The 25,033-nt window shown below is 50.1% G+C and carries 32 protein-coding genes; 11 read left to right on the forward strand and 21 right to left on the reverse strand.

Annotation, left to right across the window (positions count from 1 at the left end):
- Positions 1-9 precede the first annotated feature (9 nt).
- The 20 genes from ACHZBS_RS22785 to ACHZBS_RS22880 all read right to left on the reverse strand — a co-directional run bounded on the left by ACHZBS_RS22785 (position 10) and on the right by ACHZBS_RS22880 (position 12,291).
- Positions 10-453, reverse strand: coding sequence for a hypothetical protein (locus ACHZBS_RS22785; RefSeq protein WP_319408789.1), 444 nt, complete (start codon positions 451-453; stop codon positions 10-12).
- Positions 450-1,820, reverse strand: coding sequence for a primase-helicase zinc-binding domain-containing protein (locus tag ACHZBS_RS22790; RefSeq protein WP_319408790.1), 1,371 nt, complete (start codon positions 1,818-1,820; stop codon positions 450-452). The genes ACHZBS_RS22785 and ACHZBS_RS22790 overlap by 4 nt, the downstream gene beginning before the upstream one ends.
- Positions 1,817-2,887: a BRO family protein gene (locus ACHZBS_RS22795; protein WP_319408791.1), complete on the reverse strand. Its 1,071-nt coding sequence runs from the start codon at positions 2,885-2,887 to the stop codon at positions 1,817-1,819. Before ACHZBS_RS22795 ends, ACHZBS_RS22790 begins: the two co-directional genes overlap by 4 nt.
- A 296-nt stretch (positions 2,888-3,183) precedes the next feature.
- Positions 3,184-4,773 (reverse strand): phage/plasmid primase, P4 family, encoded by a 1,590-nt coding sequence (locus tag ACHZBS_RS22800; RefSeq protein WP_319408792.1) that lies wholly within the window; start codon positions 4,771-4,773, stop codon positions 3,184-3,186.
- A gap of 288 nt (positions 4,774-5,061) precedes the next feature.
- Positions 5,062-6,762, reverse strand: a complete 1,701-nt coding sequence (locus ACHZBS_RS22805; RefSeq protein ID WP_319408793.1) for a ParB/RepB/Spo0J family partition protein — start codon at positions 6,760-6,762, stop codon at positions 5,062-5,064.
- On the reverse strand, positions 6,732-7,286 hold the full coding sequence (locus tag ACHZBS_RS22810) for a hypothetical protein (protein ID WP_319408794.1): 555 nt from the start codon (positions 7,284-7,286) through the stop codon (positions 6,732-6,734). The genes ACHZBS_RS22805 and ACHZBS_RS22810 overlap by 31 nt, the downstream gene beginning before the upstream one ends.
- On the reverse strand, positions 7,283-7,480 hold the full coding sequence (locus ACHZBS_RS22815; protein WP_319408795.1) for a hypothetical protein: 198 nt from the start codon (positions 7,478-7,480) through the stop codon (positions 7,283-7,285). Before ACHZBS_RS22815 ends, ACHZBS_RS22810 begins: the two co-directional genes overlap by 4 nt.
- Complete coding sequence (locus tag ACHZBS_RS22820) at positions 7,473-7,673, reverse strand: hypothetical protein (RefSeq protein ID WP_319408796.1); 201 nt, start codon at positions 7,671-7,673, stop codon at positions 7,473-7,475. The genes ACHZBS_RS22815 and ACHZBS_RS22820 overlap by 8 nt, the downstream gene beginning before the upstream one ends.
- Entirely contained in the window at positions 7,624-7,989 is a 366-nt protein-coding gene (locus ACHZBS_RS22825; RefSeq protein ID WP_319408797.1) for a hypothetical protein, read from the reverse strand. Before ACHZBS_RS22825 ends, ACHZBS_RS22820 begins: the two co-directional genes overlap by 50 nt.
- A complete protein-coding gene (locus ACHZBS_RS22830; protein ID WP_319408798.1) occupies positions 7,976-8,206 on the reverse strand; it encodes a hypothetical protein in 231 nt (76 codons plus the stop codon). Before ACHZBS_RS22830 ends, ACHZBS_RS22825 begins: the two co-directional genes overlap by 14 nt.
- 109 nt (positions 8,207-8,315) lie before the next feature.
- Positions 8,316-8,456, reverse strand: coding sequence for a hypothetical protein (locus ACHZBS_RS22835; protein ID WP_319408799.1), 141 nt, complete (start codon positions 8,454-8,456; stop codon positions 8,316-8,318).
- Positions 8,453-8,845: a hypothetical protein gene (locus tag ACHZBS_RS22840; RefSeq protein ID WP_319408800.1), complete on the reverse strand. Its 393-nt coding sequence runs from the start codon at positions 8,843-8,845 to the stop codon at positions 8,453-8,455. The genes ACHZBS_RS22835 and ACHZBS_RS22840 overlap by 4 nt, the downstream gene beginning before the upstream one ends.
- A complete protein-coding gene (locus ACHZBS_RS22845) occupies positions 8,842-9,219 on the reverse strand; it encodes a hypothetical protein (protein ID WP_319408801.1) in 378 nt (125 codons plus the stop codon). The genes ACHZBS_RS22840 and ACHZBS_RS22845 overlap by 4 nt, the downstream gene beginning before the upstream one ends.
- On the reverse strand, positions 9,212-9,442 hold the full coding sequence (locus ACHZBS_RS22850) for a hypothetical protein (protein WP_319408802.1): 231 nt from the start codon (positions 9,440-9,442) through the stop codon (positions 9,212-9,214). Before ACHZBS_RS22850 ends, ACHZBS_RS22845 begins: the two co-directional genes overlap by 8 nt.
- 38 nt (positions 9,443-9,480) lie before the next feature.
- Positions 9,481-9,627 carry a hypothetical protein gene (locus ACHZBS_RS22855; RefSeq protein WP_319408803.1) on the reverse strand — a complete coding sequence of 49 codons (147 nt, stop codon included), beginning with the start codon at positions 9,625-9,627 and terminating at the stop codon, positions 9,481-9,483.
- Between the two features lie 284 nt (positions 9,628-9,911).
- Positions 9,912-10,385: a hypothetical protein gene (locus ACHZBS_RS22860; protein ID WP_319408804.1), complete on the reverse strand. Its 474-nt coding sequence runs from the start codon at positions 10,383-10,385 to the stop codon at positions 9,912-9,914.
- Positions 10,386-10,475: 90 nt separating this feature from the next.
- Positions 10,476-11,078 carry a hypothetical protein gene (locus ACHZBS_RS22865; RefSeq protein WP_319408805.1) on the reverse strand — a complete coding sequence of 201 codons (603 nt, stop codon included), beginning with the start codon at positions 11,076-11,078 and terminating at the stop codon, positions 10,476-10,478.
- A gap of 162 nt (positions 11,079-11,240) precedes the next feature.
- A complete protein-coding gene (locus ACHZBS_RS22870) occupies positions 11,241-11,438 on the reverse strand; it encodes a hypothetical protein (RefSeq protein WP_319408806.1) in 198 nt (65 codons plus the stop codon).
- A complete protein-coding gene (locus ACHZBS_RS22875) occupies positions 11,425-11,901 on the reverse strand; it encodes a hypothetical protein (RefSeq protein WP_319408807.1) in 477 nt (158 codons plus the stop codon). Before ACHZBS_RS22875 ends, ACHZBS_RS22870 begins: the two co-directional genes overlap by 14 nt.
- A 129-nt stretch (positions 11,902-12,030) precedes the next feature.
- Positions 12,031-12,291: a helix-turn-helix transcriptional regulator gene (locus tag ACHZBS_RS22880; protein WP_319405336.1), complete on the reverse strand. Its 261-nt coding sequence runs from the start codon at positions 12,289-12,291 to the stop codon at positions 12,031-12,033.
- A gap of 135 nt (positions 12,292-12,426) precedes the next feature.
- On the opposite strand from ACHZBS_RS22880, the gene ACHZBS_RS22885 reads away from it, so the two are divergent.
- The 10 genes from ACHZBS_RS22885 (at position 12,427) to ACHZBS_RS22930 (ending at position 22,772) form a co-directional block, all read left to right on the forward strand.
- Positions 12,427-13,239 carry a hypothetical protein gene (locus tag ACHZBS_RS22885; protein ID WP_319408808.1) on the forward strand — a complete coding sequence of 271 codons (813 nt, stop codon included), beginning with the start codon at positions 12,427-12,429 and terminating at the stop codon, positions 13,237-13,239.
- A 395-nt stretch (positions 13,240-13,634) separates the two neighbouring features.
- Entirely contained in the window at positions 13,635-14,759 is a 1,125-nt protein-coding gene (locus ACHZBS_RS22890) for a DUF4124 domain-containing protein (RefSeq protein ID WP_319408809.1), read from the forward strand.
- Positions 14,760-15,036: 277 nt separating this feature from the next.
- Entirely contained in the window at positions 15,037-15,717 is a 681-nt protein-coding gene (locus ACHZBS_RS22895; protein ID WP_319408810.1) for a PLAT/LH2 domain-containing protein, read from the forward strand.
- 341 nt (positions 15,718-16,058) lie between these two features.
- The gene (locus tag ACHZBS_RS22900) at positions 16,059-17,042 is read left to right on the forward strand and encodes a pentapeptide repeat-containing protein (RefSeq protein WP_319408811.1); all 984 of its coding nucleotides are present in this window, start codon (positions 16,059-16,061) and stop codon (positions 17,040-17,042) included.
- 133 nt (positions 17,043-17,175) lie between these two features.
- On the forward strand, positions 17,176-18,006 hold the full coding sequence (locus ACHZBS_RS22905; protein WP_319408812.1) for a hypothetical protein: 831 nt from the start codon (positions 17,176-17,178) through the stop codon (positions 18,004-18,006).
- A 3-nt stretch (positions 18,007-18,009) separates the two neighbouring features.
- The gene (locus ACHZBS_RS22910) at positions 18,010-18,705 is read left to right on the forward strand and encodes a hypothetical protein (RefSeq protein WP_319408813.1); all 696 of its coding nucleotides are present in this window, start codon (positions 18,010-18,012) and stop codon (positions 18,703-18,705) included.
- A gap of 205 nt (positions 18,706-18,910) precedes the next feature.
- Positions 18,911-19,525, forward strand: coding sequence for a hypothetical protein (locus ACHZBS_RS22915; RefSeq protein ID WP_319408814.1), 615 nt, complete (start codon positions 18,911-18,913; stop codon positions 19,523-19,525).
- 227 nt (positions 19,526-19,752) lie between these two features.
- Positions 19,753-20,511, forward strand: a complete 759-nt coding sequence (locus tag ACHZBS_RS22920; RefSeq protein WP_319408815.1) for a hypothetical protein — start codon at positions 19,753-19,755, stop codon at positions 20,509-20,511.
- Between the two features lie 118 nt (positions 20,512-20,629).
- Positions 20,630-21,019, forward strand: coding sequence for a hypothetical protein (locus ACHZBS_RS22925; protein ID WP_319408816.1), 390 nt, complete (start codon positions 20,630-20,632; stop codon positions 21,017-21,019).
- 424 nt (positions 21,020-21,443) lie between these two features.
- Entirely contained in the window at positions 21,444-22,772 is a 1,329-nt protein-coding gene (locus tag ACHZBS_RS22930; RefSeq protein ID WP_319408817.1) for a hypothetical protein, read from the forward strand.
- A 191-nt stretch (positions 22,773-22,963) separates the two neighbouring features.
- Here the strand turns inward: ACHZBS_RS22930 and ACHZBS_RS22935 are convergent, their stop codons facing one another.
- Entirely contained in the window at positions 22,964-23,758 is a 795-nt protein-coding gene (locus tag ACHZBS_RS22935) for a hypothetical protein (protein ID WP_319408818.1), read from the reverse strand.
- 270 nt (positions 23,759-24,028) lie between these two features.
- On the opposite strand from ACHZBS_RS22935, the gene ACHZBS_RS22940 reads away from it, so the two are divergent.
- Positions 24,029-24,709, forward strand: coding sequence for a hypothetical protein (locus tag ACHZBS_RS22940; RefSeq protein ID WP_319408819.1), 681 nt, complete (start codon positions 24,029-24,031; stop codon positions 24,707-24,709).
- Positions 24,710-25,033 lie beyond the last annotated feature (324 nt).

Genomic DNA, 25,033 nt, shown 5'->3' on the forward strand with positions numbered 1-25,033 from the left:
CTACTATTCCTAAACCAGTTTCGGGATTTCGGGCAGTTCGAGGGGCGCAAGCTCCGCTCCCCAGTCCTGCGTTATTTCAAAACCCACACTGCTTTTGTATTCGGTTTTCTCCAGCTCATGGAACGTGTAGGGAACGTTCATCTTCTTCGCGAGAATGAGCTCGTTGGCCGTCCCCTTGCTTCTGCCGTCATGGATGAAGATCGCCCGGTCCCCGTCGTTGAGCACGTCCAGGGACCGGTGTTCGAACGCTCCGCGCAGGTACTTGAAGTTGAGAAAATGCAGCTTGAGCGGGATCGCCTTTTCCTTGCACAGGTCCCGGGCCACCTTGCACACGCCCTCGGGCTCGGCATGGGTGACGATCTCGGTGATCCCGTACGTTTCAATCTCTTCCATGAGAAGAATTTTAACTCGTTCGTCGTTTAAGGTCCGGCTGCCGTGCACGGATAGTTTCATTGAATCGCCTCACAATTGCAGTTCAGGAAATTGTTTCCGTCCACCACCCGGGCCGGGTGGTTCATGACGTAGTCGAACACCACGGGATCCAGGAACACCGCCAGGTTGACCCGGCGGGAGATCTCCGGGTTGGATGCGGCCCAGGCCCGGTCCTCCTGCAGGCGGACGCCTCTGCCGTCCTTGACGATGCGCAGGGGGTATTGACCGAACCACCCGGCCACCTGCCGGACGTTTTCGGGGATCTCCGGTGTGTCTTCGACAGCTGCTTCCTCCCGGTCTCCGGCTTCCCCCGGATCACCGTCCAAAACAGGCAACCCGGCCATGCGGAACACCGGCGGCAGGCCGGCCAGGATCCAGGCCCGCAGGTTGACGCCGGCAGCGACCGCCTCTCCCGGATCCTTGCCCTCGGGCACCGGCCAGCGCTTGACCCGGGGGAACTCCTGCCGCCACCAGGCACAGGCTTTCCGTCCGGCGTCATCAAAGTCCAGGGCGTTGAGGATACACAGGGACTTGTCCATCACCGCCGCGGCCGCTTCGTCGGGTTTGGTGGAACTGGATCCCAGGGCGGCCGCACTGCAGATATCGCCGACGGCAGCAGCGCAGGCCACGGCGTCCAGCTCGGCCTCGACCACCACGAACGCCCGGGCATCGTCACCCGTGACCAGGGTGGCCGCACTGGATCCGGGCAGCATGAAGTAGGGCAGGTTGAACTCGGGAGTGAGGTCGGCCTTCTCCCGCCGGATCCGGATGCGGTGGACCGCCCCGCCGACGACCAGCGGGATGACGATCCCGCGCGGGATCCACAGCGGCCGCGGCCGGCCGTCCTTTCGCTCGTCGGGCAACCCCCAGGCGCTGCGGGCCCTGAAGATCGCAGGCTTGCCGTTCTCGCCGGGATTGTAGCCGATCCGGTACCGCACGGCCGCCGCTTCGGGTATGCCCCGGCCGGCCAGGTAAGCCAGTTGCTCCGGACACTCGAGCAGCTGCCCATGCGCCCAGTCCACGAAGGCCCCGGCCTTCTCCTGCCACTTCGCTTCCGGCGGCAGGTACCGGGTGGGCACGAACGGCGGCTTCCGCCGCTGCCTGGGCGTCGACGGCGAAAGGGGCAGGTTGTCCAGGTCCCGTCCGGTGGCCGCGGCCGCCTCTTTGAACGTGCGGCCGCAGAACTCCACCAGGTACTGGATGGCATCGCCGCCGCGATCGCAGCCGCGGCACCACCAGGTCCCGGCTTCGCCCTGGTCCGGCCAGACGTGGAACCGGTCCCGGCCGCCGCACTGGGGGCAGGGGCTGTGGTACTCCCCGCCGTGGGTGCCGGACACGCGCACGGGACCCAGCCCCCGGGCGTTGAGATCGTCAAGGATGACGCTCATGCTTGCGCCGGCGCAGCCGAGAGCAGGCCGATGCCGGCCAGAATGTTTTCCTCATCCGGATCGATCGAAAAGTATCGGGACAACACCCCGGCGAACCGGTCGACCGGCAGCGGAACCTCGCCGGTGTGTTTGAGGTAAAAATCGCTGAAACGCTCGTAAATCACATGTAGGGCTGTCTTGAATTCCTCTCCCAGTGAGCAGCACTCGTCGATAAAGTCCCGGACATAGCCATCGTCCGTGATGGTTCTTTTCAGGTCGACGCCACGATAAATGATGGGCCGTGTTTTCCGAATGAAGGTGCCGGCCTTCTTGCGTCTGAACCGCAGCCCCATTCTTCTGCCGAACCAGTTCCGGGAGGGAACCTCTCCGGACCGGTTGTGGTCGAACCAGTTCCGGAAGGCCTGGTAGAGTTCGGTGGCCGGCACCTGGTACCCGTCGCCGACCAGGCAGCAATCATGCACAAACGCATCGACGGTTTCCCTGTCGGTCTCGGTCTGCGCTTTCATGCCCGGCGGCAGGCGGTAGCTTTCAGCCAGGTTGATGCCGGTGAGTTCCTCCACCTTGGCCTGGGCCATGAGCGAGGCCTCCCTGCCAGAAGATGTCATGCGTTTGGCTATTTTATAGGCATGCTCGAAGAGCTGGTGCAGCTGGCGCTGCTCCTTGAGGATGTCACCATAGCCATCAGCAGTATCCTCATGATGTCCTTTTTTTCGGTGAGGACTCGGTGCTTCTTCCGGATCACAGTGATGGTAGGCGCCGGTCTTGCGGATCGATGGCAGCACTTCATGAGTGACCCAGCGCTTGAACGTTTTGGCCTCGGGCTTGCGGGATTTGAAGATCAGGGAGTACAGGCCGGGCTCGTTGATGATCGTGACATCCTGCCTGCCCCCGGGGGTGTCCATATTATGGACACCCTTTTCATCGCCATCCAGTAATGTCAGGCTGGATCGCGGGTTGCCCAGATCCAGTAAATCGCAGACCTCATTGGCCACCCACCACGGATTTCCCTTGTTATCCTGGAGGATTGTCAAAAGCCTGCCGTTGTAGCCATACCTGATCAGATCCATGGAAACACCTCCTGTTGTTGTCGGGGCTCCGGACCGAGCGGAATTTTACTACCCAGTGATTTTTCTCCGTCCGGAGCTCCAAAGGGCTGTTTTAAATACCTTTATTTTTTTCTCCGGACGAACTCCCCTTTATCGCCGGAATAAATAAAAAGTTTTTTCAGAAAAAATATTCTAGAGATATAGCCGGATATTGGTCCGATACGGGAGAACACTCCGGCATCGGCAGTAAAACCGGTGTTTTAAAGCCCCGGACGACTCTAAAATCGATCCGGTCTGATAGTTCCGTCGGTCCGGTCTCAGGTAAAAAGTTCCTCCACGTTCTCGAGCAGGCCCACGCCCAGGTACTTGTAAACCCCGTCCTTCTTGCGTTCGAACCGGCGTCCCATGATCGTGCCGAAGCGCTTTTGCTTGGGTGCGTTCTTGGACACGTTCTTCTTCCACCAGCGCTCGAAGATGTCGTACAGGGCCGTGGCCCCCACCTGGTATCCCTCGCCAACGATGCAGCATTCGTCCACGAAGTCGGCCAGGATGTCCTCGTCGCGCTGGTACTCCTCCACCGCCTCTTTCACCACCGGCGGCGGATCCAGGCCGCGCTGCTGGTACTCGAGACACCCGCGCACCATCCAGGCCAGGATCCCGGGATACTCGGGGATCAGCTTCGAGGCCAAAAGCGGATCCGCCACTCGTTCGGACTCGTTCTTCGGCCGGCGGTCGACAAAGGAGAGCCTGAACGGGATCAGCACCACCCGCTCCCAGAAGGCGAAGTCGTCCGCCGGCGCATGCGGCTTGTGGTTGGTCAGCAAAAACAACGTGTGGGTGGGGGAGAACTGCACCTCATACTTGTCATGGGGGTTGCGGCCGGTGAGCTTGTCCTTGCCGGTGAGCCACTTGACCCGGGAGGGGCTGACCCGGCAGCCGTCGTCGGTCTCCGAGGCGAAGGCCATGCGCAGGCCGCGCAATGCCATGATGTCCGGTGTGGGCCCGGTGGAGGAAGCCACCCGCATCTGGTCCAGGAGCATCTCCGATCGCACCGCTCCGGCCAGCGGCCCCATGATCTCGGAGAGCACCTCCACGATCAGGGACTTGCCGTTGCGGCCGATGCCGGTGAGCACCACAATGATCGACTCCTTCACCTCGCCGACCAGGGCATAGCCGAACACCCGCTGCAGGAAGGCCATCAGGCGTTCGTCGCCCGAGAGGATCTCGAGCAGCTTCCGGTTCCATAACGGGCACGGGGCATGGATGCCCTGCCACTCCACCGGGGAGGCCTTGAGCAGGTGCTGCTCCTGGCGCCCGGGTTCCAGTTCTCCGGTTTCAAGGTTGATCACGCCATTGGCGCAGGCCAGCAGCATGGGCTTCCGGTCGATCTCGTCTCCTCTGATTGCCATGGGATCCTCGCAGTTGTGTGCAAAATCAAGACAGTTGTTGGCCCGGCGCCGGCTGCGCAGCTGGCTGATCCTGGCGCGCAGACCTTTGGCCCGGGCCCGGAAAAAGGCGATTTGCTCGCCCACGCCATCGGCCTCGGCTTCTTTTATCTGTCTGGCCACATCGGCCAGCTCCTCGGCGTATTTGGCCACCACCTGTTCGATACCGGCCCGGGCCGCGCCCATCTGGTCCACGGCCCAGTGATGGGCGGCCCACACCATCCAGGAATCCATGGCCTTGTTGAACACCAGTTTTCCCTTGTTGACGGCCTTGAAGAGCAGGCCGTCGCCCAACTCGTTGGCGTCGAAGCAGGCGCGGATGAACTTCGCGTCGACCTGGCCGTTGACCGGGTCTTCCCCTGGGTCGGTCGCGGCTTCCTGGGCCACCCGGGCAGCCACCTTCCCGGCATACGCTTCCATCTGCGACTGCAGGTCGCCGGCGGGTTCGAGGGGCTCGGTCATGGCCGCCGGCCCCGGGGCAGCCGGTCGCCCGGGCAGCCGGGAAGGGCGATTGGAAGCAAAATTCCATTCTCCACTCCATTTTCAAATTTTGAATGTGGGCGGCTACTGAGCCTTTTCTCACCGTTATAGGAAAAGGCCCGGGAAGGACCCGCTGGCCTTCCAACCCGGTTAGACTGTTGGCCGGGCTGTCTGTATCTGTGAGGGTGTGGGGGAGCTGGCATCGTCGGTTCTCGCTAAGGTCGGCCCGGCTTGCGCCGGGCCGGTCGGTTTTGATTTCAGTCCAGGGAATCAGCCACCGGTGGACGCGGCAGCGGGATCGTCGGCAAGGATCTCGTCGGGCACCATGCCGCCTGTGTCTGCGCCGGACTCCAGGAACACCCGGATCAGCTCGCCCTTCTTGCAGGCCGTGAAGGCCTTGCGCTTAAGCGTATCCGCGAGAAAGGCCTGCGCCTGGGGATCCTCGAACAGGCCGAAGCTTTCCCCGAACGCCATCATTTCTGCCTTGGTTTTCTTATCGAGGTATTCGGCGGTAAAACGCCACTCGCCGGCCAGGTCGATGCCGATGTGCCGGGCCACCATGCCGCGCTCCTCGGTGGCGTACTCGTCAGAGAGGATCGCCTGCAGGGCCACGGCATTGATCTCATCTTTCACCTGCAGCATGTCCATGCAGGAGATCAGGGTGAACAGGGCAGTGGAGTCTATGGACAGGTATTCGCTGCCTTCCCAGCGCGGTTTGCCGATTTCAGGGTGACGCTCCATGTACCAGTCGTGGATCCTGGCATTGCCCTTGACGATGGTGAACAGGGCCACCTGGTTGGCGGTGATGCTGCCGGGCACCACGGTCTCGAAGCGTTGGGGCAGCTGCTCCTGGAAGAACGCTTCGCGAAAATATTGACCGTGCCAGGCCACGCGCGGACCGTCCTTCTTCTCGGGTTTGGAGTTGCCGGCGCCGGTACCGGTGGATTTGCCGGCCTTGGCCGCCTTGTAACAATCCTCGTCGCCGAAGCAGGCGCGATCATCACTGGACTCACCGCTGAGGTAGAGGATGGAGAGATGATTCTCGCAGGTCCGGCATTTCTCCGCGATCCGGTCGCTGCCCCAGAAGTGGTGGTAATCGTTCCAGCCGACCTCGTCGTCGAATCGGAACCCGGTGGTGCCGAACTTCCTCGGATATTTTGTCCGGCTCCAGGTTTTGAGAAGATGGGCCGCCTGTTTCTGCTTGAAGCATTTGGGCCGGTTGCAATGATCATCGCCGTCGCCCATATCGAACAGCTTGATCTGGACGCCGGTGTTCTGCGTGCAGGTGAGGCAGCCCTCTGCCTCGATGTTGAAGCGTGCCGACTTCAATGGCGGGGAGATGCGTCGGATCATGTCCTTGAGGGAGGCGACCGATACCTGACGGTGCTGACTCTCCTTGATCACCTGGTCGAACACCTGCATGCGTTGCTGTTTGTCGTCCATGCGGGCCAGCTGCTCCAGGTGGCCGTACTTGAGTTCGCCCTTGTCCCAGGCGGCCAGGATCTTTTTGGGCAGGCGCAGGATCAGGAGGCGCCGGCGGATGTACTGCTCTTTTATGCCGGTGCGCTGGGCCAGCTCCGGGATGGCCTCGATCCCCTTGCGGTCCACGAAGATTTTGAAGGCCTGCGCCTCTTCCAGGCCGTCCAGATCCTCGCGCTGCAGGTTCTCGATGGTCTGGATGTCCAGGGCCGTGTCGTCGTCCATGGGCTGGATCATTGCCGGGATCGTGGCGGACTCGACGCCGCCGTTGGCTTCGGCCACCGCCATACGGGCCCGCCAGCGCCGCTCGCCGGCGACCAGCTCGTAAGGCGTTTTTCCCTCCACCGGCCGGACCAGGACCGGTTCCAGGACGCCCACATTGGCGATGGACGCCACCAGTTCGTCGAACTTTGTTCCGCTGAACGCCTTGCGCGGGTTGAACGGCGACGGCGCGATCGCCGTCAGGCTGATCTCCTCGAATGTTCGTTGCATGCTTGCCTCCCGGATGGATGATTGGTTTGCCGGTCGTATTCGGGCAGGTTGCTCGGCAGTGTCGGGTGGATGCCGTCGAAGGTGATCCGTGCCCTGGTCGTTTTGGCCATCAGGTTCACGCAGATCGCCGCGGTCTGCAAAAGGCGCTTGTTGAGTTCCACCTGCCAGTGCGGATTGTCCATGCGGATGGCGTCGATCTTGGCCACGCGCTTGCGGAACATCCGCCGGAACTCTTCCAGGCCGCACGCGCTGTTCATGTCCGCCCAGAGGAATTCCTGGATGCTCCTGGCAGCCCGGATCACATCGGCGATGCAGCGCTCTTCACCGAAAAGGGTCGTTTTCCGGGAAGGACCGAAGAACTGCTCGATGCAGGTCGGTATGCCCCCGCCGGATGCGCAGGCGATCTCCTCGATGATCATTGAGGCCTCGGCCGGATCGATGGCGCAGTGGTCCAGGTATTCGGCAAACTGGTCGAACGCGCGGATCAGAAATCCGGCCACCAGTTTTGCGTCGGTGGGTTTCATGGCTCCTCCTGTCCCTGGGTAGAAAAAAGGGTGTAATCGTTGCCGGGCACGGCCATGGCCACCCGGTCCGGCGACGGCCGGTCGTATTCGGTCAGGATCCTGGCCAGCCGGCACTCTGGACACAGAAAGTTGACCAGCTGCTCGCGCGGGACGATGAGCCCGCAGCGGCACTGCAATCCCGGTTCGTCATTCATGCTTTTTGCCTTTCCCGAAAATCCGCTGCCACAGCCAGGCCGGTATGACCACCGCGCCTGGCGCAAACTGCACCTGGTCGCGCCTGAGCCGCAGCGGCCTGCCGGTATCCGCCAGCGTTACCGTTATCCAGTCCGGATTCGAATCATCCGGAATGCCCGATATGGGAACACGCTCCACGCGTTGCATTCTCATCGGTGTTGGACTTTCCATGGCGGCGCCGGGTCCGGGCGGTAATCCCCATGCGCCGCAGGTATCCCGACATCCCGCCCAGGGTGCAGCCGATCGATGCGGCCATGGCCGTGAATGTCAAGTCCGTTTCAACCATGGCCATGATGTCCCGGTGATGTTTTTTCAGATCGATGCGAAGGGGTTTTTTGACGAACGCCACCGGCTTGCCCTGCGGATCGGAAACGGTCCGGCGGCGCCCGGCGGTTACCGGTACGGGAATCGTGGTGTCTGTAAGCCGGCCGCATTGTTTGCAGACACAGGCGATCTTAATCGTTTCCATGCAGCGCCTTTTCCGTCCGCAACGGGTATTCCCGGCTGGCGGGACGATAGTCCCTGTCCGTCGGGCGCGATGCGCATTCATCGGCGGCATCGAGCAGCGCCCTGGCCAGCTCCCGCATCTGTGCGGGGGTCATTTCTGCGCCCGGTCCAGGAAGGTCGACTATAGCCAGTGGCCGGTTGCCGGCGGTTCTGGCATGACGGACGTTTAAAACCTTCATGAGACGTCCCTTCGGATTGCCCCGTTGGCAGGCTGATTTATTCAGCCGCTACTTGACCCGTCGGGGCGGCCGGGGAGGAGGCATCCGTTGCCGGCGCCACGCTCGCGAACTACTTCCAGCCGTGCTCGGCCAGCCGCACCATGAACCACCAGAAGGGCACACCGAGCGTTATCGCCAGGGCGATGAACTTGCCGACGATCTCCAGCCAGCAGCGCAAGGGGATGTCCGACCATCGTATGGGCGCCATCATCGGGAATACTCCTTCAGAAGTTGGATCAACTGCCGCAAAAGGTCTTTCTCCAGATCGACCGCCGCAGACTTCCCGCTTTCATAAACGGTCAGCTCAACCGTTCCGTCCCCGTTTCTGCGGACCGCATACAACATTCGGTTCCCGGGACCGGGTTCCGGCTGCTTCGGCTGCCCGGCCTCCCGGAAACCGTAGCGGATGACATGTTTCAGCTCAGCCGCGGCCCGGCGGGCATAATCGAAATCGGGAAGGGTTTTGACCGGCGTGCGTCTATCGGCGAACCACAGCAGGGTGTTGCCGGTCGGCGCCGCCTCGATATACTGAATCAGCGACACGATCCCCAGGTACAGCCGCTCCAGCAGCGCTTTGCGGATCCGTTTGGGCGGGTTCATGGCCGGCTCCTCTTCCTTTTGGTCTTTTTGCGTTTTCCCGGTTTGTCGGTCCTGCCGCGGGCGGCCATCCGTTCCAGGGTCATGCCGGAGGCCGCGAAGCGGTTGAGCAGGCGGCGGGTCAGGTTCGCGTCCCGGCCGAGCAGCCGGCACACGGTCCCGAAGGCGGTCACCCACCCTATGGCGTCCGGGTGGTCGTCGTTGACCCACCGCAACGTGCGCGACTGGAACCGCGGCCGGCCGATGTCCAGGATCGCCTGCCTGAGCATGCCCGCCGCCAGCTTCTTCAGGTCGACGACCGGATCCTGCGTATCCTGGACCGGCGTGATGTATCCGATAATGCTGCCGCCGCCGGCCGAGCCGCTGGAGTCAGCCATGGAGACGGGCATGCGGCATTTCGATCGACTTAAGATGCTCGGCGCTGCTCAACAGGTCAGCCAGGGCCATGCTTCTGCGGCGATGATCCGGATAGGTCGTCATGATCATCCTGGCCGCGGCCCGGATCAGCATGACCGCCTCCGGTTCGTTCATGGAAGGCGTTCCCATGATTCTGTCGAACTGCGCGTCCACCTGTTTGCAGGTTTGTACGAAATCGCCCATGGTCGGTTCCCGGTGGTACAGGGTTGCAGCGGCCGCCGTTATCCCCGCCTCGGCAATGAAGCCAAAAACTCCTGCTGCCGGCGGTTGATTTCTTCCAATATGACTTCGATCTCTTCCCTGACGATCCGCCGGATCGCTGCCTCCGGGTCCCGGCGCTCACTGTCATCGTTGTGCTTTTCTTCCATGCCCTTGTTCCTCCCGGACCGGTCTGGCCGGCCTCCGGTTTTCAACCGGCGAAGATGTATATCAGCAGCTGTGCACTGGCCTGGCAGACGATCCCGAACAGCACGCCGGACAGGTACGGATGTTTTTCGTCAAAGGGGAGTTCGATGTTGCCGATCTTCATTGGTTTTGCCTTTCGGTGATGGAATGAAAGAGAACCTTGCCTCGCCGCGCCTAGCCAACCCCAGCCCAGCCAAGCCGCGCCTTGCCCAGCCTTGTCCCGTCGCGCCCGGCCGGAAACAGACACCTACTTATCCTCGATCAGCCGGGGCACATCGATGCGCACCATCAGTCCCGGCTCGCAGCGGCTGATCGGGGTCTTGTTCAGAAAGCTCGTCATCATGCCGTTTTTGACCATGTGCCGGTCGTACAGGTAGGCGGCCTCCTCGCTGATCCGGTTGCGGTCGACCGTGTCCAGCACCCGGCGCTGCTTGGAAACCACGTTGCGGAACCGCCGGGCCAGGCGCTGGGTGGTCACCATGACGCTCTCCTCCGAGGTGGCGATCTTGTAGCCCTTTTCGCCGTCCGGGTTCTCGGCCCGGATGAAATCGATCTGGTATTCGGAAAGCAGGTGCTCGTTCAGGTTCATGACGGCGAACCGGAACCCGTCGGTGCCGGCGGGCTCCATCAGCAGCCCGGCCAGCTCGCCGTCCGTGTAGAAGATCTGCCCTTTCTGGTAGATGCGGCGCCCCGCCTCTTTGTATGCCGGATGAAGTTTCAAAGGAGTCCTCCAGTTTCAGGTGCCATGCCCCGCCAGGCCGCGCCGAGCCTCGCCATGCCACGCCTTGCCCCGACAGGCCTTGCCGAACGATCAGACCTCTACAAAATCCTTGACGATGAACCGCCCGAACTTGGGCCGGTAATCCAGCAGCCCCTTGAGCATGCCGGCCTTTTCGATGAATTTCCTGATGTCCTGGATGTTGAGCACTTCCTCGATGGCCATGACCTCGAAGCTGGCCGACCATCTGTTGAAGCGCGGACGCGTGCGCATAACCGTGGTCGATTTCTGCAGCTTGATCGGCCGCACGTCCACGAAGTTCTTGTCCTCGTACAGGTCCTCGGCCGTTCGCGGGCCGTCGTAGACCAGCCGGACCCGGTCCGGATCGACCTGCAGTCCCGCCGTCACCTGCTTGCCCTTGCTGTTGATTTTGGCCGCGTCGCGGATGCACCCTTCCAGGCATTCGCAGGGGATGAACGGGCCGATGTCGTCTGCGAGGTACAGGCCGCCCATGAACTCCAGGCGCATCAGCTCGATGTCGTCGGCATCCGTTTTCTTGGAGTGGTGCTTGCCGGTGATCTCTTTCATCTGCCTGACGATCGGGTTCATGGGATTGGCCAGCTGCCCGTTGTGCATCAGCAGCGGGGAAACCCCTTCGATCTCGACCATTGCCCGTTTGATTCCTTCGATTTTCATTTGCCTTGCCTCCTCAGGTTGTTGATTAATGTTGCCCAGCCACGCCAAACCTTGCCATGCCTTGCCGCGCCTCACCAAACCAAGCCAAACCTGGCCATGCCGTGCCCCGTCTTGCCATGCCAAGCCCCGCCGCGCCGTGCCCGGCCTTGCCTCGCGGGATCGCTATTTGACGGTTATAAAAAATGCCACCGTCGACTTGTAGCGCCGGTGCGCCGGGTCCATGATGTTGAACAGGTAAAAAATCCTTCCCACGGTGCAACTCTCATCCTGCACGCCGACGAATTCCAAAAATGTTTCGTGCACGTCGTTGGCCATGGCCGTGCGTTTCAGGATCGTCTGCATGGTTTCATTTTTCCCCATCGGACAGGCCCCGGTCGGACCGCCACTTCATGCGGTTCTGCTGCAGCTCGTAAATCGCCGCGTTCATTGCCAGGTCGACCTCGTACGGTTTCGAATCCGGGTCCGCCAGGACCTTGTGGTACCGGGCCAAAGAGGGCACGTCGTCCAGGCACTCCTCGGCCAGGGTGGCCTTGTCGGGAATGCATTGGTCATCGTTTTTTCTGAGATGGAAGCCGTCCGGCTCCAGGTATCTGCAGACGGCGGGGTCGCCGTCGGTGGCGATGACGGCGGCGTGGAGGAAATCCAGGGAAAGTTTGATCTCGCCGTCCAGGGTGGCGTAGACGGTGCGCTTGCTGATGCCCATGATGTCGGCGATGGCCGGGGTCACGCTGCTGTCGATGTCGTCGGAATAGAGCAGGCGGGTTTTAAGATCGGATGCGATCTCTGGGCAGTCGAACTTGCGCGGGATTTTATGATAGGCCATGCTCACACCTCATCATTTCTGCACATCCTGACCCTTGGTTTTCATAGGCTTTGACCGGCGGACTGCTACGCTGCAACCATGGGACTTCACGGGAACCGCTTTGTGCTGGCCGGTAAACATCATGGCCGGTTATGCCTCTGGCGATGCGTGATCGGGTTTAAACAGAACATCCACCGGGACTTCGAACATGTCGGCAATGGCCGATTTCACCTCGGCGGACCCGCGTGTGCCGTCCATGGTGGCGGTCACCGTGGGGCGCGAGATGCCCAGACGGCTGGCCAGCTCGGGCTGAGTGATACCGGTCAGCTTGTGCAGGGCCTTGCGAATGCTGGGAAGCGGGTAGCCCAGGGTCACCAGCACATTGACGGCCAGAAGATTGCGATTTTGCATTCGTTTCTCCCCTTGTAACCTTTGCTTCATTTTGTTAAGCATTTGGTCGACAGTAGAAGTTTGATTTATTTTTTCCGGACGCTTCGGTAACCTACGAAGCGGTCTTTTGTTACGAATATCCACTATGGCCGAGATATGTCAAGCAATAAATCGTCGATAGACGAAAATAAATTTAAAGCACAGTTAGCCGAACGCGTTATCAATTTGCTTGATACAAAACGTGGCATACAGTCTGAACTATCTAATTTAATAGGTAAAAAATCTAATTTCTTTGGCGAAATAAAAAGAGGGAAACCCGTTAATTCGCTTCATCTTAAAGCCATTGAATTAATGTTTGGCCCTGCCAAGTTAATCGAAATATTGTCTACAGACGTAAATAAGGTCCCTTCCAGCGAAAAGAAGTTGCCGCTCGAATCAGGCATATCCATGTCTTTGGACTCCTCAATTTTGGAGCAGGTGATCGAAGGCGTGGAAGTTCAGATAGGCAAACTTAAAAGAAAAATGGCGCCAGAGCTTAAAGCGAAGGTCATCACACTGCTGTATGATTCTTTTCTCAAAACAGAGGAAAAGGATTTCGTCGAACAAGAAACAAACAGTGAAAAAGCCGAGAGAAACCAAGTCGCATGTGCATTACTTGATAATGTTGACATCGGGTGGTTACTATCCTGCAAGGAACCGTCAAATAGTTCCAGGGGGAATTCCGATACAGGTGAATTAATGGAAATGACACGGGAGGTGCTTGATTCTGAAAACGGCTTAAGTTCATCCTTGAAAACTCTGATTCGTTCCATACACCAAGCCTTGAATGGTGAAGAAAAATATAAAGCCTTGGAAAAAAAACTTGAAAAGGTTGGTTGTAAACACCTTGTTACTATTGATGAAGTAAGAATTCGCCACGACGATCCACCGCAGGAAAGAGAAGAGATTGTAAAGCGTCGAGCAATTTAATCACCCTTTTTCCGAATTTGTCACCGGAGTTCCCAATGGGTCCGGATCTCGACATCACATTAGAAAAATCCATGGCAAGCAGTCCTCTTCCGTCCACTGCCGTTGTTGATCCTCCTGCCAAGGTGAATTGGATTCCCCTCAAATTTTGCTCCTGAACCGCCGCTGCTGTCTCAGCATGGCGGTGTTCTTTTGTGGGTCGTTGCGTATGTTTCGTGCCTAACAAGCAACTTTTCTGATCACTATGATCGGACTGTCTGTGGAAAAGTTGGGCAACTTACCGATGGAAACTAAAAACCTTGCCCACCTGCTTTGAATTCGCGTCTTGATTCATGCTGGAAATTGTGTTGGAAAACCATACAAGGCCTTGCCATAACAGACAAAAGAGTCGAGAAACAGTGAACCGCAACATTTTTTTTCTGCTGCTGGCAGCATTTCTTGCTTATAGCTTCAGTGTCGAAGCAAAGACCTATCGCTGGGTGGATGAAAACGGCGTTTTGCGCTTCTCCGATACACCGCCTCCGGGAATGGCGGTGGAAGAGCCGGCAGCGCCCCGATCGAAATCCACCGGCGATGAGGATCCTTTCGAACGGGCCCGTGCAAGCATCCCCATCCGCTTCGAGCTCAACGGCGAAATCGTCGATCCGGACGGCAACCCCTTGACCGATGTCACCATGACCATCGAGGAGCACCATTTTCCACCGAGTTCATTCGAATACAAAACCATCAGAAAAAAAAGCAAGATCAACAAGACGTTCGCGGTCGCCTGTACCGGATGCCCGATTCATTCGCTGAGCTTCAGGACGCCCGGGTATGTCTCGGAAGAATACACCATTTCAGCCAGCGAGCACGAAGAGCACTCCATGATGGCCCGCTTCGTTGCGGTAATGTCAGGTAAAGAAGATCCGGGGGGCGGTGAACCGTTCGTTTTTCGGCGTAGCAGTATTCGGATCGTTTTGCATCCGGAAAGCAGCTTTGTGCGGGTTATCCTCAGGGATGTTCAGTTGACAACCGGAGAGGAGGGTCCCTTCATGGTGCTGGCCGGTAAACCGACTGAGCTGAAATTCGTGCCCAGCTACCTGATCGAGAAGGAAAAGGCCAAGGCCCGTGATAAGGATGGTCCTTTCGCCGTTATTCTTTTCTCTACCGAAAACGCCGTGTTCAGCGAACTGGCCGATGCGGAAGAAGCGAACAGCTTTCACACCCTGGATATCCCATTGCACCTGGAACTCCAGGGGGTGGAGGGCGGTTTTCTCCCGGTAGAGACGACCGCCTTTAAAATCCGTGATAAGTACAACGAACTGGAAGAAGCTCCTGAAAACGGCTATCGGAAACAGCTCAAAATTATTCCATCACAAAAAAAATCGGTGTTTTTTTATTGCCGCATAGGAAAATACTATGGAAAAGGGCAGCTATACCAGCCGGTCATCCGAAAACTGCGGGATGTTCCCTATGTCCACGCGTTCGTCGTCCTCTATCTGAGTCCGGTTGCCGGCAGCCGCAACCTCAGGACCCACCTGTAGCCAAGTCGTCCGCCCGGCAGGTTGAACATTGATCGTTCAGGTTCCTAAATCCAGAGAATTTCGAAAACCGTTTGTCCACTGATTGACATATTCCAATTTCCTAAGATATTCTCAATGTATCTGTAATCTATATTTCAGATTAAAAATGGTTTCCTAAGGGATTACCAGTCAGGAGTTGACTATTTTTTGCCCCTTTTGAGCCATGTTGTCGGGACATCTTTTCAATACCAATGTCGAGCATCTCATAGAGCACCTATGTGTCTGAATTGGGGGAACAATGGTATCAACAATTATCGGGATAATCATTGCTGTTCTGATAGGTTTGTGTGGTGTATTCTTTAAAACTCGCCGTAAAGAAGATGCAAAAAAGGGTAATATTTTTGCAAACACAACTAATGCTGGATGGTTGATAGCAGCATTGATAGTTATTTCTGGGGTTATCACTATAATAGCTGCCATCGAAACAAAAAAAGAAGCTACCCGCCAACTGGAGGTAGAAAAATATGAGCGAGCTGAGATTTTAGAGAATTTAACGGAATCTATTGAACTATTAATTCAACGCGCTGATATTCCACATGATATTTACATAATAGATATAAAAACAGGAAGTGACCCAAATGATGCAGGAACAGACGCTAAGGTATATTGCAGAATACAGGGGAAGGAAGGATGGACACCATATAGAAAGCTAAATAATCCTGGCAACGATTTTGAGGAAAACGCAACCAACTCATTTCGGATACGATCTGATGTTACAAACGGAAACCCAACACATATTGAAATAAAGCGAAATAATGGTGGGAAGGGTGATAGGGCGTGGAAGATTGAATCGATATCTGTTAGAGATTTAAAGAGAAATTCCCGGTCTTATGTTGCAGATTTACCTTCTAATGGATTCTATTTGCGAGATAAAGGGCCACATTCAAAAGTGTTTAAATTAGTGCTGAATAAAAGTTAGCTATATTGTAATTGAGGGTTTTGCCCAACCAATCACTGGCGCGGAGTCAAAGAGCTGCGCTGCAAGGGTAAACTGTTATCAAACCTTAGTACAGCTCCAATTGATCACCAGATTTGACAGGTTTGGAATAACAAAGATTATCTCAATGTATCACCAGATCAGCCGACACGCTTCAGCCAACTTACTCCCTGTATTTACCGACGTAGTCAAATACCGAAATTCATTGATTTCTCTTTAAAAATCATGTTGGATAGTTGGCAAACAATGCTTGAAAAATTTATAGGGATAATTGACCTGATAATCAATGGTCATCTTAACATTAATTTTTAGGGATTTCTGTTATGAAATTTCCAACAAAAAGTTGGGATGAGATGAACTCTGAAGATCAGGATAATTTTCGGAATATGTCCGAAAAAGAACTGGTTACGAGATGGAACACAGATCAGGGTATAGAAATTAAAAAAAAGATCATAAAAATAAATTTTTCATATGGTAATAGCAAGGATTATAAGTCATTCATTGGTACTGTGAAAACATCTTGGGGCAAGTCAAAACCTAAAATAGATTTGAGAGGGATCAACTTTTCTTACTTTTCAAACCTTAAAGATGATGAAATTTTCAGATTTGATTTTTCTAATTGTGCGTTAACGTACTCTGACTTTTCCAGATCGGAATTCACGTCATCGAATTTTAAAAATTCTGATATTCTATATAGCAATTTTAGCAATTCGTTTTTTAATGAATGTGATTTTTCTCACACTAATCTAACCCTTACAGATTTTGACAACTCAAATTTAGAAGAAGCAAATTTCCGATCTTCGTGGTTGTCCGATATTTCGTTAAATGGAGTAAACCTTGGTTTTATAAAATTTGATAAAAACACGGATTTCCAAAATATTGACGTTTCAAAAGTCGATGGTTCAAGCAACCCCCTGTTCTTATCTTTCATTAGAAGAAAACATTATTTAAAACATTTTAAAACCCAAAGTACTGGGAACAAAATAATTTACTATCTCTGGCTTTTTATTAGTGATTGTGGTCAAAGTTTTTTCAGATGGACTATTGTCTCACTTATAATTTGTTTAATATTTGGATTTATATATTCAAATATAACAGAATCTTTCATCCTATCTGGCGAGCGGACTAGATCTGTCTTTTCATTTTATTACTATAGCGTTGTAACCTTCACAACTCTTGGTTTTGGAGATATTGTACCTAATAATATGTGGTCGGAAATTGTTGTTACAATCGAAGTAATACTTGGGTATATTATGTTAGGAGGTCTAATCAGCATTTTCGCCACAAAATTAATACCTAAAGATTAATGATTTTTAGAAAATTTAAATTGATAATTATTATTGACCTAACAATTTGATTTACATCAACCTCGGCTCAAAAAGCGGACCTCGTTGGTGAGCCACAGAGTTAGCTTTCTATATCATTGGAGGTCAAGTAAAAATGACTAATTATAGTGAAAAGAAAGTAGAGTATTTTACAAGAATAAAAATATCCACCATCATCGTAGCGGCTGTTGGGGTATTGATGGTTATCGTAAGCTTTAAATTTATCCCTGGTTCGACATCTTCATTGATATCTTATCTGCTTTTAAACTTAGGGGGTTTATTCATTTTTGGAGGAACGTATACATTTATTAGTGAGCTATATTTAAGAAAAAAGTACACAGTTCATATGGAATCGATGCTTTCAAATGCACTAAAAGAATTTACTTTTTGCCAGAATGTTTTCGACTATGGAATGCATAATGTAATAAAAGTGTATAACAACAATATATTAATAGAAAGGATTAAAAAGTCAAAAGAAGTAAAAATGTTGGTTATTCGGAACGCAAGTTTTTTTGAATATTATTCGCCTGAATTGAAGGATCTGATAATTCACAATGGGCTAAAGCTTGAATTGTTTTTTCTTGACCCTGAAAGTGATGTTCTACCAATTGTATCTAAAAGATTCTTAGATACGAGCAAAAATGATCTTACTGACAAAACGAAATATGTAGTGCAATATATAAAAAATCGAATTTATGATGAATTACCTGATGATTTGAAGAGTAATGTAAAGCTCAGTTACTATGAGTTGTATCCAGCATATTCAGCATATATTTTTGACGATTATGAAATGTGGTTCGTTCCATACTTTTTCAGAAAAGAAAAAAGACCTGTGCCGATTTTCATTTTTTCTGACCAAACCAAAATAAAATCTACTGAGATCTATAAAGACATTATAGCTGTTATGCAAAAATCTAAAGAGGTCAAATTTGTAGAATTAGGATGATTTATGAAGCTAATATTTAATGAACATGAGAATTTTATCAAGGAGTCATATATTGAGCTAATCAACCGATATAAACACCTGTCTATGTTGATTTCTGTCCTTAATGATAAGAACAATCTCTATATATTTGGAGGGTGGTTAAGAGACATACTTCATAATTATTATCATAATGATAATGTTTCATGGCAAGATATAGATATTGTAGTAGATGGCCAAATTACTGAGAAAAATTTGCCAGCCTTCACCCGAAGTAACTTCGGCGGTTATAGATTTAATTTTGCCCGAGATAGAAAAGCGGATTTTTGGGAACTAAAAGAGACATTTGCATTTAAGCAAAATATTCTATCAGCATCATCTGAAAATATTATTAAAACCACCGTTTTTGCAATGAATGGCCTTTTATTTGATATTAAAAAATATAAGCTTACGGGTCTTAAATCCATAGAAGATATTAAAAAAAAGTTAATAAAATTTAATTGTAAAGACTATTTGTATTATTTCCCAGAGCTTCAAGTTTTTAGAGCATTTCTCTATTCTGAGAAGCTTGGATACGAAATTGATGGAGAAATAATTGAATTTGCAAAAGAGATTTTACAAAATAGATCTGAAATCGAATTTTTTGATCTAATACTAAAGCATAAAAGTTGGGTTTCACTAGAGGAGGTAGAACTATTATTTACTTTTTTCAAAAACCTCTGAAGCTAACATATCGCTGGTTTAGGACTCGGTCCATTCGCCACACAGATGGTCGTTAGGCTTATAGAAGAAAATGAAACCTTCATTAAAACATTTGAAAAAATCGTGTGCTGCATGTGAAAGATCAAGTGTTGAAATTACTAAAGAACACGTTTTTCCCAAATGGCTCATATTAAAAACGAACACTAATAGTACCGGAATTCGGTGGATGAAAAATCGTAAGTTGCCAGCTTTGCGAGCTACCCTGCCCCTTTGCTGCGAATGTAATAGCCTTTTTGGGAAAGAGCTTGAGGGGCCTGTTTCAAAACTATTTGATGACATAGAATCAAACTGTGGAATTAGTGATATTGAGGCTGAGCGATTAATTCGATGGCTATGGAAAATCGACGGATTATGTTGGTGTGCAGCAAATCCAAAACATAAGTATACAACTACCTATACCCTCAGGGAGAGAGTCTTACGTCCAATAGATTCAATAAGAGATAATCTGATTTTGGCGGTCTCATTGATAAAAGCACTTCACCCAGAATCGGATGATTGGCCTATGGGTATTGACTCTCATACTTCTTGTGATGCGGTTTTTGTATCGGGCGTATTTTCTAAAATTGCTATAATGGTCTTGTTAGATCCATTTATTTTTCTTTTACCAAATAATTTTTCCTACTATCGTTTGGCAAACAAGAGAGATGCATCGTCAGAAGCAAAACTGTTTTATCCAAAAGTTGGTTTTGTTGATGATGTTGAGGCGGTAGGTGTTACGTATTTAGCATCCAAACCAATAGCTAAGGCGCATGATAATTTTTGGGTTGGAATGAATAAGTAACAGGAGCACACAACAATTGTCTGCAGTGGCTTGGTTCTCTCGATACAGAGACGAAGTGTTGCTGATAACTCCAACATAGTGAAGGTTTTGACAAACTCAGTTTTTATGAGATACTCTCAATGTATCTGAAATCAGATCCATCGCCACCTTTTCTATATAATACACCAAATGTGATGATATAAAGATCCAAATACTTACTGGTTATGCTAAACAGATAAAGGATAAAAATGCCGGATGAAAAGCAAATACAGGTCTTTCTTAATCCGCTACAATTTCATGAGGTAGACGAACCGTGGGCCTCAATTGACGAAAAAGAATTGTCCCCAACAGATATTTTAAACTTCATATGCATACCCGGTATTGGTTCCGATACAGAAAGCCTAATTCAAAGATACAAGGAAATCAGCATAGAAAAAATAAAACTTATTGCTGCGCCATATGAGCAAAGGATACTCGATAAGCTTGTGTGGCCATTGCGTAATGCTAAAGCAGCATACATGTGTGGAAATTATCTAAGCACCATTGCCTTATGCGGAATGGTTACTGAAATGGTTGCTATATTGCTCTTTGAAATAAGCGGATTTCAATTGAACAACAAACCAATGTCGGATAAAGACCAAAATTCAGTATTTGGCCGAAAATTCGAGAAACTGGGACAGATGCGTAGGGTAAGTATTCTTGCAGCATACTCTATTATTGATTCAGATATTTTATCTGCGTTTGAATCAATCCGTATAGTAAGAAACCGCTACCTGCATCTTTGGTCTCAGGACCACGACCAACTACCAATTGACGCTGTCCAATCTTATAAATCTGCTGTACAAATTGTGGTTGCTGCTATTGGGCAAAACATTAAAGAAGGAAAGCTTATTCTTAACCAGAATTTTGTAAAATACCTTAAGCGGAAAGGTATTTATAAAGAAGATAATGAAGCACAACAAGCGTGTATTGGGGACGACGAGGTGCATGCCGTCCCAGACACTTAGCGTTTTACCGCTCCAACTAATCACCCGTTTAGGCAATGACCTTTTAACAAAGATGATCTCAATTTATCACCATCTTCTGAACTTTTCGTTGGGTGCCTTTACAAAGTGAGGAGTTAAAATGAAGTTTATCAGATTTTTCATTTTAGCGATCATCTTAACCCTAGCATCCTACGCACATGCAGACACCCAGAAAATTGATGTTGGTACCTTGATCAAGCGTGTTATAGAAGGTGAGAACTTCGTCGGTCAGGAACTGATTTTATCCGGCGTCGTGCTCGTTGGTAGTAGTTCTGGATCTGGTCTCATCAATCTTGGCACGCAAGAGACCTATCGTTCGTCCACGTATGTAAATTTTGTATCAATCTATGAGTCCACTATTGCCTTACACGATGGGACGCTTGCTTTGATCCGTGTGGAAGTCGAGGAGTCCTCTTGCAACAAAATCGGTGACACTAATTATGTTATCATTGAAACCGTCTTTCGTCAGTGCTTGAGTTGCAAAGAATGACATGGAAGATCCCCGCTCAACCGCTTAACGATCCAATTACAAACATATGAATCTATAATTTATCATTAGATTTGGCAGGTTCTGAATGACAAAGATGATCTCAATTTATCTGCAATCGGAGGAAATGTTCCATTTTAATATCAATCCGAAAGTTTAGTGGGACAAGGCCTGCAATAGCCTTGGCGTTGATGGTGTTGGATTATACGGTGGGACTAAACACACTGTCGCAAAAGCATTAGGACAATTGTTGACTCCTGAAGAAATTAAACGAGGTGGTACAGGTTCAAAAAATAATAAGGCTTTTGATAGATATTTTCAGCCTATTAGATCAGAAAAATTAAAAGTTAAAGATGCTATTAAAGAATAGAAAATTAGTGTTAGATGCAAGGTTATAAATTAAGCGATTAATAATCGGAGTGTTAAAATGTCGTATTATGATGAGCGTTTTAATTTACATCCAGTTCACAAAACTATTAAAGACCTTAAAAATGAGATTGAGGAATCGATACCAAATATAGATGAGAAATTATCTCAGGAGTTCGCTTTTAGAGTTCTTAAGATAATTTCGTTGGCTGAGGTTACACTAAAGAATGCAGATATTGATTACGTCCAATTAGGTGTTCTAAATACGATAAATAAAGCGTGTTTAAACATAGCGAATGACTTTAAGGCCTATTTCGCAGATAATGATCAAAATCATTTAGAGACCGCCGCTAATACAAGAGGAGAGAACATCCTTAGCAACCTGAGTCAAGTATACAGAATACCTGAAACAGAAAAGGCAAAAGAACTTGAAGACTCTTTTAATGGGTTGTTGGAATCTATTTCGAAAGTAGTTCTTAACAGTAATTCGAAAGCCAAAGTATTTGAAGAAAAGTTTAAGTCTATAGTAGATGAATTACATAAATTAAAAATTACAATAAATGAACAAATCGAAGTTATTAATAAACAGAAATCTCGATTAGATAAAGCAATTTCACAATATCAAACTCAATTCCTTGAAGAAGAAGGACGTCGAAGAGAAACCTTCGATAAAAAAATTCATACTTTTGATACGGAGCACTTAGAATTCCAGAAAAAGTTCCAAAAAGAAATAGACGGATTTAAAAATAATTCTTTGAGTGAGATTAGCACTATATTAGGAAAGTTGCATGAAGATACTAAAGCTGTCAAAGAAAAATATATTTCTGAATTTAGTGAAATAATAGAGACAGCAAAAAAAGATACACTTGAAGTAAACGATTATCTTAATAAAAGAAAAGATGATGCTAAGCGGTTGCTTAATATTATAGCAAACATAGGTGTAACAGGTAACTATAATAAAATTGCAGATGATGAGAAGAAAACGGCAAACATTTTAAGATGGATTTCTGTTGGTTTTATGGGTATTGGTATTATATTGATTATTTATTTTGTTTATAATTTTTCAAAATCACCATTTGATTGGAGAATACTTATATCAAAGATTGGTGTGACTATTACATTATTTATACCGGCTTTTTATATGGCTAGAGAATCTAATAGGCACCGTCAAAGAGAAATACATAATCGAAAGATGGAGTTAGAGTTGGCATCAATTGGACCGTACTTGGAACTTTTGCCGAAAGAAAAGCAAGATGAATTAAAGGCTAAGTTGTCAGAAAAGTTTTTTGGGCAACCAGAGATAATTAGAGATGATGGTGAAGTTGTTACAAAAACTACACTTTTCGGATTGGTTGAAAAGATTGCGACTATTTTGGCTAAAGGGAAATAATTTTTTTTGTGCTACACATTTTTGTGGCGAATAAGTTATGGAACTAACTTAATTTAAATAAAAATAATGGTGGAGGCGACGGGAATCGAACCCGCGTCCAATTTGCAGATTTCTCCAACAAATCCTCGATCAATTCGGCGTGCAGGTTCCTGTATCATATCTTTACAGCTACGATTATTTCATCGCCCAATTTAGTAAACAATCAACCCGTCCATTAACTCAAAACATTCCGCCGGGACTATGGCAATAGAAGCCATAATACCCAATTTCCATCCTCGATATCGATCATTCAGATCCAAGGCTACAGCATCAGGCAGTTTACCGAACTTACTGGTAAAATCGCACTCACCGGGATTCCCATGGATCAACTGCCCAACTACCCACATCCGTGTAGAAAGCCGTTGCCGTGTGATGTATTCCCGTATCGACCGATACTTACCGGGAACATGTTTTTCCCATTCGAGTTTTTTCAATGTGTGGAGATTTCCTGCAACTACCAGGATCTTTGCCGATGGATGCCTGTCCAGCACGATCAACAATGACCGTGCCATCCACTCATCACGGGAAACAGTCCCATCGTACATGGAAACGGGCAGATCGATGGCCACCGGAGTTGGCCCACCGGATCCTCGTAAAACTTGGAACAGGTGCCGGTATTCCGGGCAATCGATTTGCTTGTGGAGATGGATGTCATCCAGGCGATCCCCGGTCTTCATGAAATAATCAATCTTTTCCTGTTCATCGGACGGAATTTCTAAGCCGAGGTGAGTCACCCCCACCTCTTTTAGAGAGGGGATCAACTTTGCAATAAAACTCAGGATCTCGGGCTTCTTGTGTATTGTCCCCAGAAAAACAATATCGTTTTGCTGGAGTTTGTAGTGGAGGTAATCGGCAGGATCGTACAAATCATCGCCGGCGACAGAAACCGCCGGCGAAAAGAACCGAGTAACAATGAGTATAAAACCTATAAGCCTCAAAATTTTCATAAAGCATTATTAAGATCGTTAATAACCATCAATCCCTGTCAGCTTGCCCCGATTCTTTCCGCCCTGATTTCAGAGATTCTTTTTCCTGTCAAGGGTTTGGTATTTATTGACAATCCGGTTCGGGAAAGATAAAGCTCAAAATACCTGTCTAAAGTACCCTTATGTTCCCAGAATGACCGTACAATCAGAAATCAATGACGGAATTTGCCAACCTGATTGATTTCATCGATAATAATCTGGGCTGTTGATGAAGTAACGGAGTGCCAAGGTATGAAAAGAATCACCACGTGGCTGCTGGCATTTATGATTTGTACCCTCCCGTCTTTATGCCGGGCATGGCACGATGAAACCCACCTTGCGATTGCCAAGGTCGCCGGTTATGAAAAATGGTATAATGCCGCCGGGGCGGATATTGCCAAAATCAAGGCCGACGCTGTTGAAAAGAAAAACCATTATGTGAACAATCCGCCGGGAACAGTCGTCACCTCTGAAATGGTTCTTGACCAGGCAGATCGTTACAACAAACCGAATGATTTGAAAGGGCATCTTTACGGTGCCATAATCGCATCGATCAGACAATACCGCACTACGACTCAAACTGGAAAATACGCTGAATACCATCTGGCCTTCTGTTCCCACTATGTCGGAGATCTTTCCCAGCCGCTGCATAACACCCTATACAACGACTACAACAGACGGAACCATACTGCCACCGATGGCATCATTGAGGGTGAAGCGCTTTACAATTTGGCTCTTATCGAAGTTTATCCCATCAATATTCAATCCGAGGAAGATCTTGCCGTGGAAGTTGCCCGGATTGCCAACCTCTCTCTAAACTTGGGATACAAACTGGAACTGGAAGGCCGGATGATGTCCCGGCAGGAGGCCTATGAACAGATCAGCCATAGTGCGTCCTTGTTCCGGGGGATATTGGGGTGGCTGCAAAAGTAATGATCAGCGATGGAAACTTGTACGGGAAGAAAATTCATTGATGTTGCATGCAGACTATTTCTATCATGATTGATGGCCAGTAAATGTAGGTTTTGACAATCCCATACAAGGAAAGACACTCTCAATACATCTCAGGTCCCTACATTTCTGTGATAGATTCTTTTTCCCAATGTAATCTGCAATGAACTGGAAATTCAGCGGCCCCAATATGTAGTGGTGTTTTGGATTGGCAAACAATCCTTCTATTTAGTGGCATACTGGCAAAAAAGCTGTCGTTTTTGCAAAAGCAAATAGAGCTTTAGTCCTTGCGATCTGCACCGAAAC

It is taken from the genome of uncultured Desulfosarcina sp. (assembly GCF_963664155.2).
Classification (GTDB): domain Bacteria; phylum Desulfobacterota; class Desulfobacteria; order Desulfobacterales; family Desulfosarcinaceae; genus Desulfosarcina.